The 13,560-nt window shown below is 66.8% G+C and carries 15 protein-coding genes; 3 read left to right on the top strand and 12 right to left on the bottom strand.

From position 1 onward, the window contains the following. Positions 1–14: 14 nt before the first annotated feature. From ACK41C_RS19655 to ACK41C_RS19645, 3 genes are all read left to right on the top strand, one after another. Positions 15–320 carry a hypothetical protein gene (locus ACK41C_RS19655; RefSeq protein WP_409658082.1) on the top strand — a complete coding sequence of 102 codons (306 nt, stop codon included), beginning with the start codon at positions 15–17 and terminating at the stop codon, positions 318–320. Between the two features lie 179 nt (positions 321–499). Continuing rightward, positions 500–1,072, top strand: a complete 573-nt coding sequence (locus ACK41C_RS19650) for an Hsp20/alpha crystallin family protein (RefSeq protein WP_409658079.1) — start codon at positions 500–502, stop codon at positions 1,070–1,072. Positions 1,073–1,198: 126 nt separating this feature from the next. Then, positions 1,199–1,435: a hypothetical protein gene (locus tag ACK41C_RS19645; RefSeq protein ID WP_409658076.1), complete on the top strand. Its 237-nt coding sequence runs from the start codon at positions 1,199–1,201 to the stop codon at positions 1,433–1,435. Between the two features lie 9 nt (positions 1,436–1,444). On the opposite strand, the gene ACK41C_RS19640 is transcribed toward ACK41C_RS19645, so the two are convergent. The 12 genes from ACK41C_RS19640 to ACK41C_RS19585 all read right to left on the bottom strand — a co-directional run bounded on the left by ACK41C_RS19640 (position 1,445) and on the right by ACK41C_RS19585 (position 13,560). Then, the gene (locus tag ACK41C_RS19640; RefSeq protein ID WP_409658073.1) at positions 1,445–2,548 is read right to left on the bottom strand and encodes an LPD7 domain-containing protein; all 1,104 of its coding nucleotides are present in this window, start codon (positions 2,546–2,548) and stop codon (positions 1,445–1,447) included. Between the two features lie 10 nt (positions 2,549–2,558). Continuing rightward, complete coding sequence (locus ACK41C_RS19635; protein WP_409658070.1) at positions 2,559–4,517, bottom strand: type IV secretory system conjugative DNA transfer family protein; 1,959 nt, start codon at positions 4,515–4,517, stop codon at positions 2,559–2,561. Beyond that, complete coding sequence (gene virB11 / locus ACK41C_RS19630) at positions 4,483–5,481, bottom strand: P-type DNA transfer ATPase VirB11 (RefSeq protein WP_409658067.1); 999 nt, start codon at positions 5,479–5,481, stop codon at positions 4,483–4,485. The genes ACK41C_RS19635 and virB11 overlap by 35 nt, the downstream gene beginning before the upstream one ends. Beyond that, positions 5,478–6,707, bottom strand: coding sequence for a type IV secretion system protein VirB10 (gene virB10, locus ACK41C_RS19625; RefSeq protein ID WP_409658064.1), 1,230 nt, complete (start codon positions 6,705–6,707; stop codon positions 5,478–5,480). Before virB10 ends, virB11 begins: the two co-directional genes overlap by 4 nt. After that, the gene (gene virB9, locus ACK41C_RS19620; RefSeq protein WP_409658061.1) at positions 6,704–7,534 is read right to left on the bottom strand and encodes a P-type conjugative transfer protein VirB9; all 831 of its coding nucleotides are present in this window, start codon (positions 7,532–7,534) and stop codon (positions 6,704–6,706) included. The genes virB10 and virB9 overlap by 4 nt, the downstream gene beginning before the upstream one ends. Further along, the gene (locus ACK41C_RS19615) at positions 7,531–8,211 is read right to left on the bottom strand and encodes a virB8 family protein (RefSeq protein ID WP_409658058.1); all 681 of its coding nucleotides are present in this window, start codon (positions 8,209–8,211) and stop codon (positions 7,531–7,533) included. The genes virB9 and ACK41C_RS19615 overlap by 4 nt, the downstream gene beginning before the upstream one ends. 324 nt (positions 8,212–8,535) lie before the next feature. Next, the gene (locus ACK41C_RS19610) at positions 8,536–9,474 is read right to left on the bottom strand and encodes a type IV secretion system protein (RefSeq protein ID WP_409658055.1); all 939 of its coding nucleotides are present in this window, start codon (positions 9,472–9,474) and stop codon (positions 8,536–8,538) included. A 13-nt stretch (positions 9,475–9,487) separates the two neighbouring features. Then, positions 9,488–9,721, bottom strand: coding sequence for an EexN family lipoprotein (locus ACK41C_RS19605; protein WP_409658052.1), 234 nt, complete (start codon positions 9,719–9,721; stop codon positions 9,488–9,490). 11 nt (positions 9,722–9,732) lie between these two features. Beyond that, positions 9,733–10,488: a type IV secretion system protein gene (locus tag ACK41C_RS19600; RefSeq protein WP_409658049.1), complete on the bottom strand. Its 756-nt coding sequence runs from the start codon at positions 10,486–10,488 to the stop codon at positions 9,733–9,735. Continuing rightward, the gene (locus ACK41C_RS19595) at positions 10,485–12,890 is read right to left on the bottom strand and encodes a VirB4 family type IV secretion/conjugal transfer ATPase (RefSeq protein ID WP_409658046.1); all 2,406 of its coding nucleotides are present in this window, start codon (positions 12,888–12,890) and stop codon (positions 10,485–10,487) included. Before ACK41C_RS19595 ends, ACK41C_RS19600 begins: the two co-directional genes overlap by 4 nt. Then, a complete protein-coding gene (locus ACK41C_RS19590) occupies positions 12,883–13,218 on the bottom strand; it encodes a type IV secretion system protein VirB3 (RefSeq protein ID WP_293461759.1) in 336 nt (111 codons plus the stop codon). Before ACK41C_RS19590 ends, ACK41C_RS19595 begins: the two co-directional genes overlap by 8 nt. Positions 13,219–13,230: 12 nt before the next feature. Beyond that, entirely contained in the window at positions 13,231–13,560 is a 330-nt protein-coding gene (locus ACK41C_RS19585) for a TrbC/VirB2 family protein (RefSeq protein ID WP_293461757.1), read from the bottom strand.

Below are 13,560 nucleotides of genomic sequence, written 5' to 3'. Positions count from 1 at the left end.
GAGCAAGTGGCGAGATGCGCGTGAGAGTTTGGATCGAGGGGCCTGACGGCCCCTCCAGGGACTTCGAACTGGTGAGCCCGCCGCGAGTAGGCGAACGCATCTGCATCGCCACCACGCACGGGCTCGAAGAGGGCGTCGTGGAGTCGATCACCTGGCAGCTGCAGGCGGTGGAGGCCACGACGACGGAGCTCCTTCTGGAAGGCGACCCCCCGGGCTCGGTGAGCCTCCTACAGGTGGTTTGCCGCCGGCCGGCCGACGCGCTCCACCACGCTCTGGCCGCCTCTGCGGCCTCGGAGCAGGCGTCAGCGCCCGCTGGCTGACGAGGGCGTTCAGAGCTCCGGCTCCGAGGGCCGGCACGTGCATTTAATTGCTCGGCCGCTGGAACCCGCTGCGCCGCGTGGCGCTTCTTCAGACGAGCTGCGGCGAGCAGCTCACTCATGAACCGCGCGTCGCTGGACGCCCGCTCCGGCGACCTCTTCTGGCCAATGGAGACACCCAGATGTCCCAATCGCTCACGCCCTTCGGCGGCGCCGACCCCCTGCTTTCCCTGCACCGCGAGATGAACCGCCTATTCGACGACGTCTTCCGCGGATCGCGAAGCTTCGCACCGCCCGCGACCCAGGGTGGCGGGTCCACCCCGTCGACCTTCAACGCCAGCATGGACGTGGCTGAGACCGACAAGGAGGTCCGCGTCTGTGTCGAACTCCCAGGCGTCGACGAGAAGGATATCGACGTCACGTTGGACAACGACCTGCTCACCATCCGCGGCGAGAAGAAATTCGAGCAGGAGAAGGGCGACGAGAAAACCAACTATCATTTCGTCGAGCGCGGCTACGGCCGCTTCCAGCGTTCGCTGCGGCTGCCGTTCCAGGCCAATCCTGACGAAGTGAAGGCCAGCTACAGCAACGGCGTCTTGACTGTCACAGTGCCGAAGAGCGCCCAGCAGGCCCGCTCGCGGCGCATCCAGATCCAAGGGTCGGCAGGCCAGCAATCGACCACAGGCCAGGAGCAGACGACAGCGACAGCCCAGACCGGCGGGCAGGAGAACCAGGGCCAGGGGGGCACGCACTGACACGAACAACGTTGGGAAGGGGCGCTCAGCCCCTTCCCGGGACCAGCTGCTATCCCCTGCTGCATCTGGTGCTGCTTACGCAACAGGTTGTAGAATCTACCGCCTCGCTGCGTGGAGGTGCGTGATATGTTCGGGCGCATAGTCGGTTGGTTTGTCTGGCTGCTGGTGGCGAGCGCCGCGATAAGCTACATGCCGGTTCTTCTGCAGCTAGACCGGGATGCGCTGGCCACGCTTGGCGTGTTTGTGCTTTGCGCCGCTAGCTTCATCGTTGTCGGCCGCATCGTCTACTCTCGCGGATCAGACCGCGATGACGAGGCAGAATTTCTCCTCTGGCGGCAGAACGCAGATCGCTTTCGCGAGTGAGTGGTTTGGCTACCGCCGCCTCACCCGCTCCGGGCCTTCAGAGTTTTTCTCTCCCGATGCAGCACGTTCCTGAGTGCGTGCCGCCGCCCTAACCTTTGGCTCGGCGAACCTGGCGCCGTTCTCAATCCGCTCCGCCGCCCTTGCCCGAGCCCCGGCGACAACCCGCTGAGCCGCCTCCGGCTCGAGGCGCTGACGCGCTACGCTGGCGATCACGCCCAGGGTCGCCTGCACGGCTTTCAGCTCCGGGTCGCGGGCCGCGTTGGCGGGAGTACTCTCCCGAAGCCGCTCGGCCTCGACCGTCCAGCGGTTGCGCTGACGCCCCTCACCGTTGCGATCTGAGACGCGGTCCACGCCCTCGCGACGAAGGGTGATCTCGTCGCCGACCTTGGCGCCGGATCGGGCGATCGCCGCCGGCAACGCCACGCCCCAGATCTGCACCGGCTGGCCCTCTGCCGGCTGGATCCGCACGAAGGGCGCTGGCGGCGCCCCATCGCGGCCCCGAAACGGCGCCCGTCCGACCTCCATCAATCGCCCGCGGACTCCCGCGTCGTAGTCGATCCGCTCCCGCGACGAGGGCGGCCCAGCCCTCGAGCGCGCCTCGCTTCGATCCCGTGCAGGCGCAGGGCTGAGCGAACCCTTGTCATGGGCGTTGCTGCGACGCTCGAGTTCCTGGAAGTCGCGCTGGGTGGGGCGAAAGCCCCGGACCTCCAGGCCGCGGCTCTGCGCCTCCAGCCAAACCTCCCGCTTGAAGTCCTCTGTTCCGCGCACCTGAAGGGCCCGCCAGCCCCGATGCTCGGCAATATCCACCATGTCACGGATGGTGTTCGGGTTGGTTTCCGACGTCGAGAGCCGCCCGCCGGTGTCTCGGAAGGCGGGCTTTGGCGCGTTGTACTCGGCGTAGAAGGCGAGCGCGCTGACGGTCGCCTCGGTGAAGTAGCGTTTGCGCAGCGCGTCCGGCACATCCCCCTTTTCGGTCGAGATGCGCCGGTCCGATGAGTCTTTCAGGGTCTCGCGAGTGGGCGCGACCTCGCCGTCGGCTGCTCGCCGCTGTCGCTTGGCGGGTGGCGCCTGCGGCTCCCGATCCTTGCCCGTGTCATCGGCTGTCTCGGACATCCTCGCCCTCCTACCGCGCAATCAGCGCATCGTGGTCATCCCGTTCCTGCTGGCGGTGCACGTCGATTTCAAACTCATCCTCCAGGGCCCGGTCCAGCGCGGCCCGGTCGATGTAAGCTTCGGCCCAGCGCGCCACCTCTTCCTCGCTCGCCCGCTCAGGCGGCGCGTCCAGGTCCACGGCCTCAAGGGCCAAGGAAATCATCTCTGGCGACAGCATCTCCTCGCCGGCCGCTTCGCCTTCCGTAAGGCCTCGCAGGCTCGGTTCGAGCGTTCCGCCGCCATCGGCCGGCCTGTGCGGCGCGGGGCCCGCAACTGGCCTCGAGGGCGGGATCGGCGGCGGCAGAAGGCGAGAAGCGAAATCCGCCTCCGCGTAGTAGCGAAGCTTGCGCCCGCGCACCGGCGGCATTCCCGCGCGCAGCACCACGAGCCGGTCGGGCGGAAGCTGCATCAGTTCTTGGGGCAGCATGAGCGCGCGGCGCTGCTCGGTATCCGTTGTCGTGCGGCGGCCGCCGGCCAGCAGCACGCTCGGGCGGCTCCGCGACTGCGAGCCCGTCGTGTAGTAGCCGAGACGATCGCTCAGCTCCTGAGCGACCTTCAGCTCCTTGGGCGCGAAGACCACCTCCACCCCGCAGTTGGAGATGATCTCCTCTGCGATGTCGTGGCCGTACTCGGCGCGCAGCTGTGAGGGGCTCTGCAGCACCGCCAGGAACCTCAAGCCGTACCCGGCCACGAAGGAGAAGCCTCGCGCGATGACGGGCGCCGAGCCCAATCTGGCGAACTCGTCGAGCAGCACGAGGATTTGGCGAGGCTCGCGCTCCTGCCGCGGCAGCTGACGGGTGTTGAGGTCGACCAGCTGCTGGAAGAGCAGGTTGTAGAGCGGCTGGACGCGCGCCAGGTTATCCGGCGAAGCCCCGAGATAGAGGGTCGTCGGCGCCTCGCGCAGCCGACGCAGATCAAAGTCGCTCTCGCTGGTCGCGGCATCGACCAGCGGATTGAGCCAGAGGTTCAGGCGGGAGGTGAGGGTCTGGCGCACCGAGGCGAAGGTGTTCTCGGACGCGGCGCAGAAGTCCGTCAGCGCGTTGACGCATCCCGCCGAGAGCGGCTGATTGCGGGCCGCGCGATCGGCGATGATGTCGGGGAAGCGCGTTCGCGGGTTGCCTACGGTGAGCTGCCGATAGATCTCACCGATTGTGAAGGGCAGCTCGGGCGTCTCTGCGATGTAGGCGCCGACCCCCACGAAGCCGGTCCGGGACGCTTCGGCCCAGAACGGATCCGTGCGTTCGGGGGCGGTGAACAGCATGCCGGCGATCTTTTGCAGTTCGTCCAGCACCTCGATCGGCGAGCCGCGGTCGATATAGGCCAGCGGATTGAAGCGCGACGTACGCCCGTCGGGGGCAAGGGGATCGAACAGGTGCACGGCCTGGCCGTGCGCTGCCCTGAAGCCTGCTGACGCCTCGTAGTTCTCCCGCTTGATGTCGAGCACGACGGCGGAGTCGGGCCAGTCCAGGAGGTTGGGAATGACGACGCCGACGCCCTTCCCCGTCCGCGTCGGCGCGTAGAGCAGCACGTGCTCCGAGCCTCCGAAGCGCAGGTAGGCGCCGCTTGCGCGGCCGAGCAGTAGTCCTCGCCGGGCGCGGAGCCCCGCTTTTCGCAGCTCCCCCTCCCCGGCCCAGCGGGCTGCCCCATGCAGCGGTCGCCTGACTTGAAGCACGGCCGCCAAGGCCAACATCGTCACGAAGAGGCCAGAGCCGACGGCGCCGATCTTCAGCCACCGCACCACCTCAGGATCGCCGCGGTAGTACCAGAGCCAGCGCGGCAGGACCCCGAGATCAACGTTTGACGAAAGCTGGCCGAGGCCGCCGAGGGTGATCAGCATCCAGAGCGACAGCCACAGGCCGACGAGCAGCGTCGCCCCTAGCCCGACCAGCCAGGCCTTACCGGCGGGAGTCGCGCTTGCGAAGGGGGTCATAATAGACCTCCGTCATTCGGAAGCGGCCGGCCTCGCGCTTCATCTGGACGACGACGTCCACCAGCAGCAGTAGGAGGCTGCGGATGTCGGTTCGCGACAGGTCGCGGCCGCCTTCGGACTCCTTCACCAGAAGCGTCAGCTGCTCGAAGGCGAGCTGGGCGGAGTCGGCATGCACCGTGGTGATCGACCCGGGATGGCCGGAGTTCACGTTGCGCAGGTAGAAGAAGGCGGCGCCGTCCCGCAGCTCCTGCAAGAGAATCCTGTCCGGCCGCATCCGCAGGGCGCTTTCGAGCAGCTGCTTGGCGCCCACCTTGGCGAGCCCTTGCCCGTCCTTGGCATAGATCAGGTGGACGACGTTGCGATGAGGCACCGCGAGTTCCCGCGCGTCCTCGATCGTCAGGAGCCGCTCCCCCGGCGGGATCAGCTTGATGAGCGTCTTCGAGAAGGTGGTCTTGCCGGAGCCGGTGGCGCCGCTGATCAGGATGTTCTTGCGAGCCCGCACCGCGAGTTCGAAGAACTCCGGCCAGCGGCCGGCGTCCCGGAGCGCCATCAGTTCGGTCTCTTCGGGAGCAAGCTCTTCGGTCGCCGATTTCGCGCCTTCGAACAGTCCCGAAGCGACCAGGTCCTGCATGCCGAACTCCGCTGCGGAGGGCTTGCGGATGGTGAAGGAGATCGTCTCGGCCGCCGGCGGCAGGACGATCTGGCAGCGCTCGCCGCTTGGGAGCACCGTCGAGCAAACAGGCTCCGAGGCTGTGACATCCTGGTTGGTGAAGGCGGCGGCGGTTGTCGCCAGGGTTGACAGCCAGCTTGGCGTCAGGTCCGGCGCGTCATGCCAACGCCATCCGCCCGGACCTTCCACACCCACCTCACCCGGACGATTGATGACCAGCTCCGTGACCTCCGGCGCCTGGAGCAGAGGCGCGAGGGGCGTCAGGTGGTGGCGAAGGACGGCCGTGTCACTCATCGCAGGGCCAGGCCGTAGACGTCGGCGAAGTTCAGGTCCTGGGCCACGAAGATCGACACCTCCTCGCCCTGGCTCTTCCGCAGCCGGGGGGGAATGCCGATCGAGTTCTGCAGGGCGATGCTCGCGGTTTCGCTCGGCACGTCCATGGTGGTGTTGAAGCGGCCGCGGCCGGCGCTCTGCGCGGCGATGTTGGCGGCGTCGTCTATGATCGACAGCAACAGCGCGCCGCCGAACCGCTCCCAGAAGAAGGTATCGACCTTGCCGTCGAACCCGGCGCGCCCGAGGCCGTCGGTTGCAGGAGACGCTAGGCTGACCGCGACCCCGTTCGGCGTGACGGCTCGGGTCCAAAGCACGAACAGCCGCTTCTGGCCTTGCCGGATGCCGCCCCGGTATTCGCCCAGCACCTTGGTGCCCTTCTCCATCAGCACCACGCGACCATTGTCCGAGTCGACATCGCGCGGCACCAGACAGGTGGCGTAACCCGGCACCGAACTGTCCAGCGCCGTCTGAAGGACGCAGGGGATGCTCGATCCTGCCGTGATCAGGAAGTTCCGATCCGGCAGCATCTCGGCTCGAGCCTGAGCCACACCGCTCGTCCTCCTCAGCCGGTCGAGCTCGGTCGGCTCGGCCGGCCCCTCGGCCGAAGCGCCCGCCGGCCGCGCGAAACCGCCCAGGCCCCGGTTGGCGGAGTAGGCAATGATCGGCGCACGCCGGGCCGCCTCGGCTAGTTCTCGCCGCTTATCCGCGACGCTCGCGGCTGCGCTGCTGGCTGAGCCTTGGCCGGGCTGCATCGGCGGCACGCCGCCGCCATCACCGCCGGTAGTGAGAGTGCCGTCTGGGTTGAGCACCGGTGCGTTGGGATCGTGGGCCGCCTGCGACAGCAACGGCGAGTCCGCCTCGGGTCCTTCATAGTTCACCACCTGGCGGGCCGGCGTCTTCTCCAGCGTCTTGGCCTCAGGCTTGGCATCGCCGCGATCCCAGGTGGCCACGATCAGCAGGCCCGCGGCCGCCACCATGCCGACCATGCCGAGCATCTTGCCCTGGGCCCCCGCCCCAAAACGGCGGCCAACCGGCGAGATCCCGCGCTCCGCAGCCGGTTCGTCGTTCGCGGCGCGGCGCAGAGCTTCCTCCGGGGCCTCCGCGGCCCCTTCACCGTAACGAGCGGCCAGCTCGTCCGGCAGCCGCGGACGGCGCGGCGGCTCCGCCGATGCGAAGGTGTCGGTCATCGGTTGCCTCCCTGAGGCTGGGTGCGCTGGACAAGGGGAGAGCCGGTGCCCGTGCCGTAATTCACGCCGTAGGGCTGGACGGCTTCGTTGTAGATGCAGAGCACTTCCCGGCCGCGGCGCAGCCGCAGCTGCGGGGCGACGCCGTGAATGACCACGAACTCGCCCCGGACGTCGAAAGGCACGAGCGCCTCGGAGCCGTCAGGCGAGACGGTGTAAATCGTCGGCATCTCGCGCTGGCCCGGGAAGCGGAGCACGGTGAACTGACCGTTGTCGCTGACCTCGGACGGCTGGATCTTGGATGAGCCCTGGACCGTGTAGTTGAGGTTCCGGACACCGGTCGTGACCCCGATGTCCAGGGCCGTCTGGACCGCACCACGCTGCGAAGCGAGGGCTTGGCGCAGCCTCTCCTCATCGGGGTACCGGAACCGCACCTGGAAGAAGGTGTCCGGCGTGCTGGCCGAGATCGGCCCAGAGCGCGTGCGGAGCTCAAAGGTGTAATTGCGCGTCTCGCCGCCACGCCTGGTGGTCACGATCAGGTTCGTAGCGCCGGTCTTCTCGCGGGGCTTCACGAACAGGATGTTGGTCTCCGCGGCGACCTCCCATCCCACCGTGTCGCCGAGTGCGACATGCAGGATCTCCTCCTGCGGGCTGAAGATGATCTGCGTCGCGGTGCGAAACGCGCCCACGATCGGGTAAACCTGCCATGGATTGTAGTCGACGACCTTGATCCGTGGATCGACAGGGCCCGCACCGGGCATTTGGGCCGCGGCGGCGGGCGCGCCGATGAGGGCGAAGGCCAGCACCGCTTGGATCAGTCGCCGCCTCATCGCGGAATCTCCGGATCGGCGCGATAGCTCTCGACCTGGAAGCCGAGCGGGTTACGCAGCCGATCCGACTCCAGCATCGGGGCCTTGGTGTAGGTGAACGTTACCGTCGCGATCCAGTCGCTCTCCGTCGTCGCCGTCGCCTGGCGAACGGTGCGATGGAAGCGGACGTTGGCGACCCGATCGTTGATGAAGCTGATGTTGCGGATCTGGACGTCCGCCAGCCCTGTGGGCCCATAGACCGCCTGCGGGCTTTGCGGATTCGTCGGGCGGGCGGCGGCGGCCCACCGCTCCTGCTCATCAGGCGTGGAAAGGATCGAGACGAAACGGAAGTTCTCTTCCGCCGCCGGCGCGATCCAGCCCTCCCGAGCCCGGACGTACTGGGCGAGGAAGTACTTATCGACCGCCTCGTTGTACTGCGTCGGCTTGGTTCCGTTGAGCGCCGTCATCACGTCGACAGCGCCGGTTGTCTGATTCACCCGCACCACGAACGGGGAGACGGACTTCAGCGGCGCCAGGGCGGCAACGGCCGCGATCGAAGCGACCGCTGTGGCCGTCGCAACCCCGGCGACGATCCAAGCGAAACGTCGGGACCGCTCGGCCGCCAGCGCACGGTCCTGGTCCCAGGAGCGCGCCTCGCGAAAATAGATTTGGAGGTCGTTTGCGGGGACGCCGGTCATGAGGGTTCAGCAGCTCGGATACGAGGGGATGGAGGACAGCCGTTGCGGCTTGGCCGACTTGCTATTGGTCGCCGCGGGCTTTGGGGGTGCGCCGCTCGGCACCGTGTTCAAGACGGGTGGTTTCCCGGGACTACTGTCCGGGCGCGCCGAGACAGTCGCCGGTACAGGTGAACCGGGAAGGACGGAGCCGTGGGGGTTCGCGGGGCGGCGGTCCTTGCCGTTGCACGCCTTAGGCTTGTCGCGGGCCAGCGAGCTGGATGCATCCGAGGCCACAAGAAGAATCGTGGCACAGGCGATGAGATACTTGGATACCATGCTGACTTCCTATGCTGCCTTGCGGTTGCTCGACGGGGAGCCCCGAGAAACCGAGCCGCCCCGCCCACCGCTCCACCGAGGAATTGCAGGCATGCTCACGCCGGAGGCGGCTCGGTGCGCCCAAAGACCAGATCTGCCGAAGTCTCGCAGTCCGGCCGTTGCGCCACCGGCGATGCCGTTCGCGATGTTGGGAACTTGCAGGAAGAAAATCGCGGCGAGAACGCTGTAGACAGAGAAGACGAGACCAGCGACTTTCGGATCAGGTTGGGCCGTGATAGCGCCCCATTGGTTCTGGACCAAAGCTAGAACCAATTGGAACACAGCGATGATCAAAACGAAAATCAGTATGTAATTGACCGCCTGAGATACCCATCCCCAGAAATACTTTCGCGTGGCCTCGAACGGGATGCATGAGACGAAGATTGGACCTACCGCGACAAGAAGCGCGAGCGCCACTTTCGCCAGCATCGTAATACCGAATCCCAATCCGGCGGCGGCGGACGTAACGCCGTAAATGAGTAATGCGACAACCCATGGCAGGGGGTCCACCATGTTGGCGCTCCTGCTACAGCTTTCCGCGAGATCAAATCCCCGGCCAAGGAAGTCATCGAAGGCTTGGCCTATGGTTTGTATAGCTCCACCACTGATGGCGTGTGCTAGGGAATTTGGGAGAGAATGGAAAAGCGGGTCAGTAACCCAATCCGCATAGGCCACTGTTGTCGCAACCGTATAAACGAAGGCTAGTTTGATCATGCGACCAACGCCGTCCATAATTGGCTCGTTGATCATGCCGCGTAGGACTGCCAATCCATACAGCACTACGTATAGCAATAGCGCTACACGCAGCGGCCCCTGGATCTCCGAGATGACATCGCTGAGGCGTTGATTCAGGAACTGGTCAAGCTGACCATCAATGTAGTTGTACGCAGGATCAAATACAGCGGCCATAGCTTACCTGCCTTTACCGCGCTTCCGTCGGATTGGGGTTGGGCTTCTGCATGCTCTGCCAAACTGCCTGCGCTGCTTCGCTGCGGGCCTTGGCTTCAGCAGCTAGCGCATGCTCGCAGTCGGGACCTCTGTGCGTCCCCCGCTGGCAATCGGCGAGCACCTGCTTCGCAACGTCGGGGTGCTCCACGAAATAAGATGCCGATCGTTCGCAGCCACAGGCCGCGATCGCCACCAATGCCAGCGCCATGCACGCCCGGATCATTTCGCGTACATGCTCCGCCAGACGGCCTGCGCTTCGTCATATCTGCGGGCGGCTGCCTCCCGCTGCCGTTGTGTCTCAAGTCGCTCATCTGCAGCCTGCATGATGGCCACTCCCTGGAGCCGCATCTGATCGTTCTGGATCATCGCGGCCTCCGCATCGATGCGAGCCTGCAGATCGAGTACTGCGCGCGCATTCGGGGCTGTGCTGAGCGCCTCGCGCAACTGTTCCAGTCCTTGCAGGCGCTGATCGGCGGTTTGGCTGACCCGCTCTCCAACGGCCATGTCTCGGGCAGCCCGGACGCCAGCTCGCTCTAATGTCTCGCGATAGTATTTCTCCGCCTCGCTGAGCCCCTCCGCTGCGCCTGGCGAGTAGATCCTGTTGGCGTCGCGAATGGCCGTCGCTCGCCCCGTGAGCGATCCGAGGTCGTTCAGATCGGCGCTCATCAAGCGGCGCGCGTCGGAGAATTCGGCCGGGAGAAGCGTCCGCACCGCGGGCGTGTTCAGCAGACCGCCGATGCTGTTGACGTTCGAGATCTGGTTGAGGCTGTCGTAGAGCCGCTGCCCTTGGCCGATCAGCTCCGTGCCCTGGCGCACCTGCTCTTGAAGTTGGGAGAGTTGCGCCTGCGCCTCCCGGATTTGGTCCAGCATCTTTGCGTAGGCGCCCGGGTCGGTGACGACCATCTCGGCGCGGCTCGGGGCCGCAGCCGCGGCCACGAGCAAGGCGGTCGCAATCAGAAGGACGGGTCGCCTCATCGCAGGCTCCTTCGTTCGATGTGGAAGATCGGCTCCCAGACGGCGGGATCGTCGCCGTGGCGGGCGCGGATTCGGTCCAGCAGCTCGACCGTCTCCGTGCGGCCGCTGAGGATGGCGAGCTCGTCGTCCAGGCCGTTGAGGTTCAGCTCCACGACGACCGAGTTGTGACCCTGCTTGACCAGGAACTGGCGCGACTCCAGCGCGAGCTCCTCGCGGATGAGGCGGAACTCCTCATTGGTCAGGCCGAAGCCCTCGACGTAGTCCTTGGCCGAGCCGTAGGGGTTCGGCAGGTAGATCTTCGTCGCGCACATCTCGACGATGGTGGGCGCGATCGGCGACTTCAGGACGTCCGAAGGGCTTTGGGTGCCGAAGACCATCATCGCATTGCGCTTGCGGTACGTCTTAAGCCCGTCCTGGGCGAGGCCGCGGAAGGCCTCGTCGCCGAGCGCTTTCCAGAACTCGTCGATGTCCACCACGAGCCGGCGCCCGTCGGCCAGGGCGTCGATGCGGTGGAAGAGGTACATCATGATCGGCGTGCGGACTTCCGGGTTGTCCAGGAAGTCCGTCATGTCGAAGCCGAGGAACCGGCCTTCGAGGCTCACTTCGTCCGCCTCGTTGTCGAGCACCCAGCCCAGCGGTCCGGTGCGGGTCCAGCGCTCGAGGCGCGCGCCGATGCCCTCGGGGTCTCGCTGCCCTAGAAGCTGACGCAGCGCCTGGAGGGAGCGATCGGCCTGCGGCAAGGGCGCAAGCGCCTGGATGCCCTCATCGATCCGCCGTTCCTCCTGGACCGAGAGCGGCCGGTCCGCCGGCGTCACCAGCTTGCGCACGAGCTGCCCCAGGAAGAGCAGGTTCGCCGGCGTGTATTCGAGCGCCTTGAAGGGCGCGAACCCGGTGGGCGCGGCGTTGCGGAGCGCCAGATATGCGCCGCCACAGGCTCGCACGAAGATCTCCGCGCCGCGGTCCTTGTCGATGAAGATCTGCTGCGCGCCCAGCTTCTCCAGCTGCGCCAGCATGAAGTTCTGGACCACGGTCTTGCCGCTGCCCGTAGGGCCGCAGATGAAGGTGTGACCGATGTCACCGGTGTGAAAGTTGAAGTAGAACGGCGACATGGCCGAGGTGCGCAGCAGCGCCACCGGCGCGCCCCAGTGGTTGCCGCTCCGGCGGCCCGCCGGATAGGTGTGGAAGGGGGCGAGCGCCGCGAAATTGCGCGAGGTGATGGCGGCCGGACGCGTGCGGTAGCTGAACGCGCCCGGGAACTGAGACCAGAACGCCCCTTCCAGCGCCAGGTCCTCGCGCGCCACGAGCACGCCCGAGTCCGCGAGGGTGGCCCGGGCCAGGGACATGTGGTCCTGCAGCCGCTTCGGGGTCTCTCCATAGACGAGCAGCGAGAACTGATGGTCGCCCATGACGAAGCGGTTGCTGACGAGCTCGTCGATGGCGTCGCTGAGGCCGTCGATCTGCGAGGCGGCGCGATCGCCGGCGCGCACCATCTGGTTCTGGCGGCGCTCCATGACCGCCTTGGCGGTCGGCTTGGAGAGGAAGCTGAACGACTGCGTGGCGACAAACGGGTACTTCGCCTTCAGCAGCTCGTCCCATAGCCCCGGGCGCGTCGTGGCCGGGTATTCCTTTACCCCGAACATGCCGGCGAAGCGCTGCTCGCCCGGCTCGCGGATCTCGAGGCTCTCGCGGCCGATGATGACGCGGCTGGAATAGATCGCTCGGCCGAGATGGCCGCTGACCAGCGGCATGGGCTGGTGGCGGCCGGTCAGCAGCAGGTGGAGGAGCTCCATCGGCTCGGAGAAGGCGAGTCCCCGTCGCTCATAGAGTCCCAGCGGCTGTGCGCCGTAGCGGGCCAGGTACTGCTCGAGGTCCCTGCCCTTCTCCTGCAGCCGCTCGACGGCTTCCGGCTGCACCTCGACCCCAGCCTTGCGGGCGCGCTTCAGCCGAGACAGCAGGCCAGTCAGCCGCTCGCTCGCGCCCAGACCGGGATGCAGCACCAGGGTGACGTAGAGCTCGTTGACGAAGAGGCGGGTGCGCGAGATGCGTTCGCGATAGGCCTGGTCCAGGCGGCGGGCGAAGGGCGAGCGGAACGCGCCTTCGGGATAGCCGCCGTCGAGCCGGCGCACGAGGTGCGTCCACACCGCCAGCCGATCGTCGGCCAGGTTCCGCCAGACCCCGTTCAGCTTGGCGTGCCAGTCGTTGAGATCGCGGGTGTCGGCAGTCTCGAAGGAGACGCCGTCAAGGCGGAAGCTCATCATCAGGGCGCGGGTGTCGAGCGCGATGATGGTGTCCGTCACATGCCGGGCGTAGGGCAGCTGCCGGCCGAGCGTCTGCTCCCGGCCGACCACTCGCGGCGGCGTCCGCGCGACCTCGGTGACGAGACCTTGGCTGCCGTCAGCCATGGGCCACCTCTTCGGGACGATAGCGGCGGCGCACCGGCAAGGGCGTGATCGAGCTGCCGCCCCACCAGCCGGCGTTGCGAGACCGGGCCTTGGTGTCGAACCAGATGAACAGCACCCGGAAGGCGTTGTGGTCGTTCTTGACGATCGCCCGGAAGAGGAGGTGGAGCACCACCCCGCTCAGCAGGTAGAGCGGCGTGCCGCCGGCCAGGAAGATCAGGCCGGTCAGGATCATGTTGACGCTCATGGCCTCGAGCGGCACGCCGAGGAACATCGCCGGACGCGTGCAGGCCAGGAACAGCATGTCTTCGGTGAGCGGCTCGTCGGTCATGGCGCTAGATCCTCAGGCGACGCCCCCGCCCGTGATCTGACCGACGATCCAGGCGGCGCTGAACACCACCACGATGCCGAGGATGATCACGCCGGCGCGGCGGATATCGAGCAGGCCGAACATCACGCTGAAGCCGAGCAGCACGACTGCGATGATGGCGATGAGGCGGGCGATGTTGCCCGTCAGCATATCGACGATGTTTTGCAGGAAGCCTTCGACGTTCGAACCCGCGGTCTGGGCGAGCGCCGGTTCGAACAGGACGAGGCTCAAGAGCCCCGCCATCAGCCCGATAGCGCCGTAGCGCCGCAGGGCTCCACCGCTCGAAGCGGCCAAGGTCTTCAT

Source organism: Phenylobacterium sp. (assembly GCF_046290725.1).
Taxonomy (GTDB): Bacteria; Pseudomonadota; Alphaproteobacteria; order Caulobacterales; family Caulobacteraceae; genus Phenylobacterium.
Note: the sequence above shows the minus strand (reverse complement) of the source record. Positions and strands in the feature narration are given on the sequence as shown.

Excerpts from the sequence above, each read along its gene's own strand:
- ACK41C_RS19645 (WP_409658076.1), top strand. The coding sequence starts at position 1,199 with ATGTTCGGGCGCATAGTCGGTTGGTTTGTCTGGCTGCTGGTGGCGAGC.
- ACK41C_RS19610 (WP_409658055.1), bottom strand. The coding sequence starts at position 9,474 with ATGGCCGCTGTATTTGATCCTGCGTACAACTACATTGATGGTCAGCTT.
- ACK41C_RS19650 (WP_409658079.1), top strand. The coding sequence starts at position 500 with ATGTCCCAATCGCTCACGCCCTTCGGCGGCGCCGACCCCCTGCTTTCC.
- ACK41C_RS19640 (WP_409658073.1), bottom strand. The coding sequence starts at position 2,548 with ATGTCCGAGACAGCCGATGACACGGGCAAGGATCGGGAGCCGCAGGCG.
- virB11 (WP_409658067.1), bottom strand. The coding sequence starts at position 5,481 with ATGAGTGACACGGCCGTCCTTCGCCACCACCTGACGCCCCTCGCGCCT.
- ACK41C_RS19615 (WP_409658058.1), bottom strand. The coding sequence starts at position 8,211 with ATGACCGGCGTCCCCGCAAACGACCTCCAAATCTATTTTCGCGAGGCG.
- ACK41C_RS19590 (WP_293461759.1), bottom strand. The coding sequence starts at position 13,218 with ATGACCGACGAGCCGCTCACCGAAGACATGCTGTTCCTGGCCTGCACG.
- ACK41C_RS19605 (WP_409658052.1), bottom strand. The coding sequence starts at position 9,721 with ATGGCGCTGGCATTGGTGGCGATCGCGGCCTGTGGCTGCGAACGATCG.
- ACK41C_RS19635 (WP_409658070.1), bottom strand. The coding sequence starts at position 4,517 with ATGACCCCCTTCGCAAGCGCGACTCCCGCCGGTAAGGCCTGGCTGGTC.
- ACK41C_RS19585 (WP_293461757.1), bottom strand. The coding sequence starts at position 13,560 with ATGAAGACCTTGGCCGCTTCGAGCGGTGGAGCCCTGCGGCGCTACGGC.
- ACK41C_RS19595 (WP_409658046.1), bottom strand. The coding sequence starts at position 12,890 with ATGGCTGACGGCAGCCAAGGTCTCGTCACCGAGGTCGCGCGGACGCCG.
- ACK41C_RS19655 (WP_409658082.1), top strand. The coding sequence starts at position 15 with ATGCGCGTGAGAGTTTGGATCGAGGGGCCTGACGGCCCCTCCAGGGAC.
- virB9 (WP_409658061.1), bottom strand. The coding sequence starts at position 7,534 with ATGAGGCGGCGACTGATCCAAGCGGTGCTGGCCTTCGCCCTCATCGGC.
- virB10 (WP_409658064.1), bottom strand. The coding sequence starts at position 6,707 with ATGACCGACACCTTCGCATCGGCGGAGCCGCCGCGCCGTCCGCGGCTG.
- ACK41C_RS19600 (WP_409658049.1), bottom strand. The coding sequence starts at position 10,488 with ATGAGGCGACCCGTCCTTCTGATTGCGACCGCCTTGCTCGTGGCCGCG.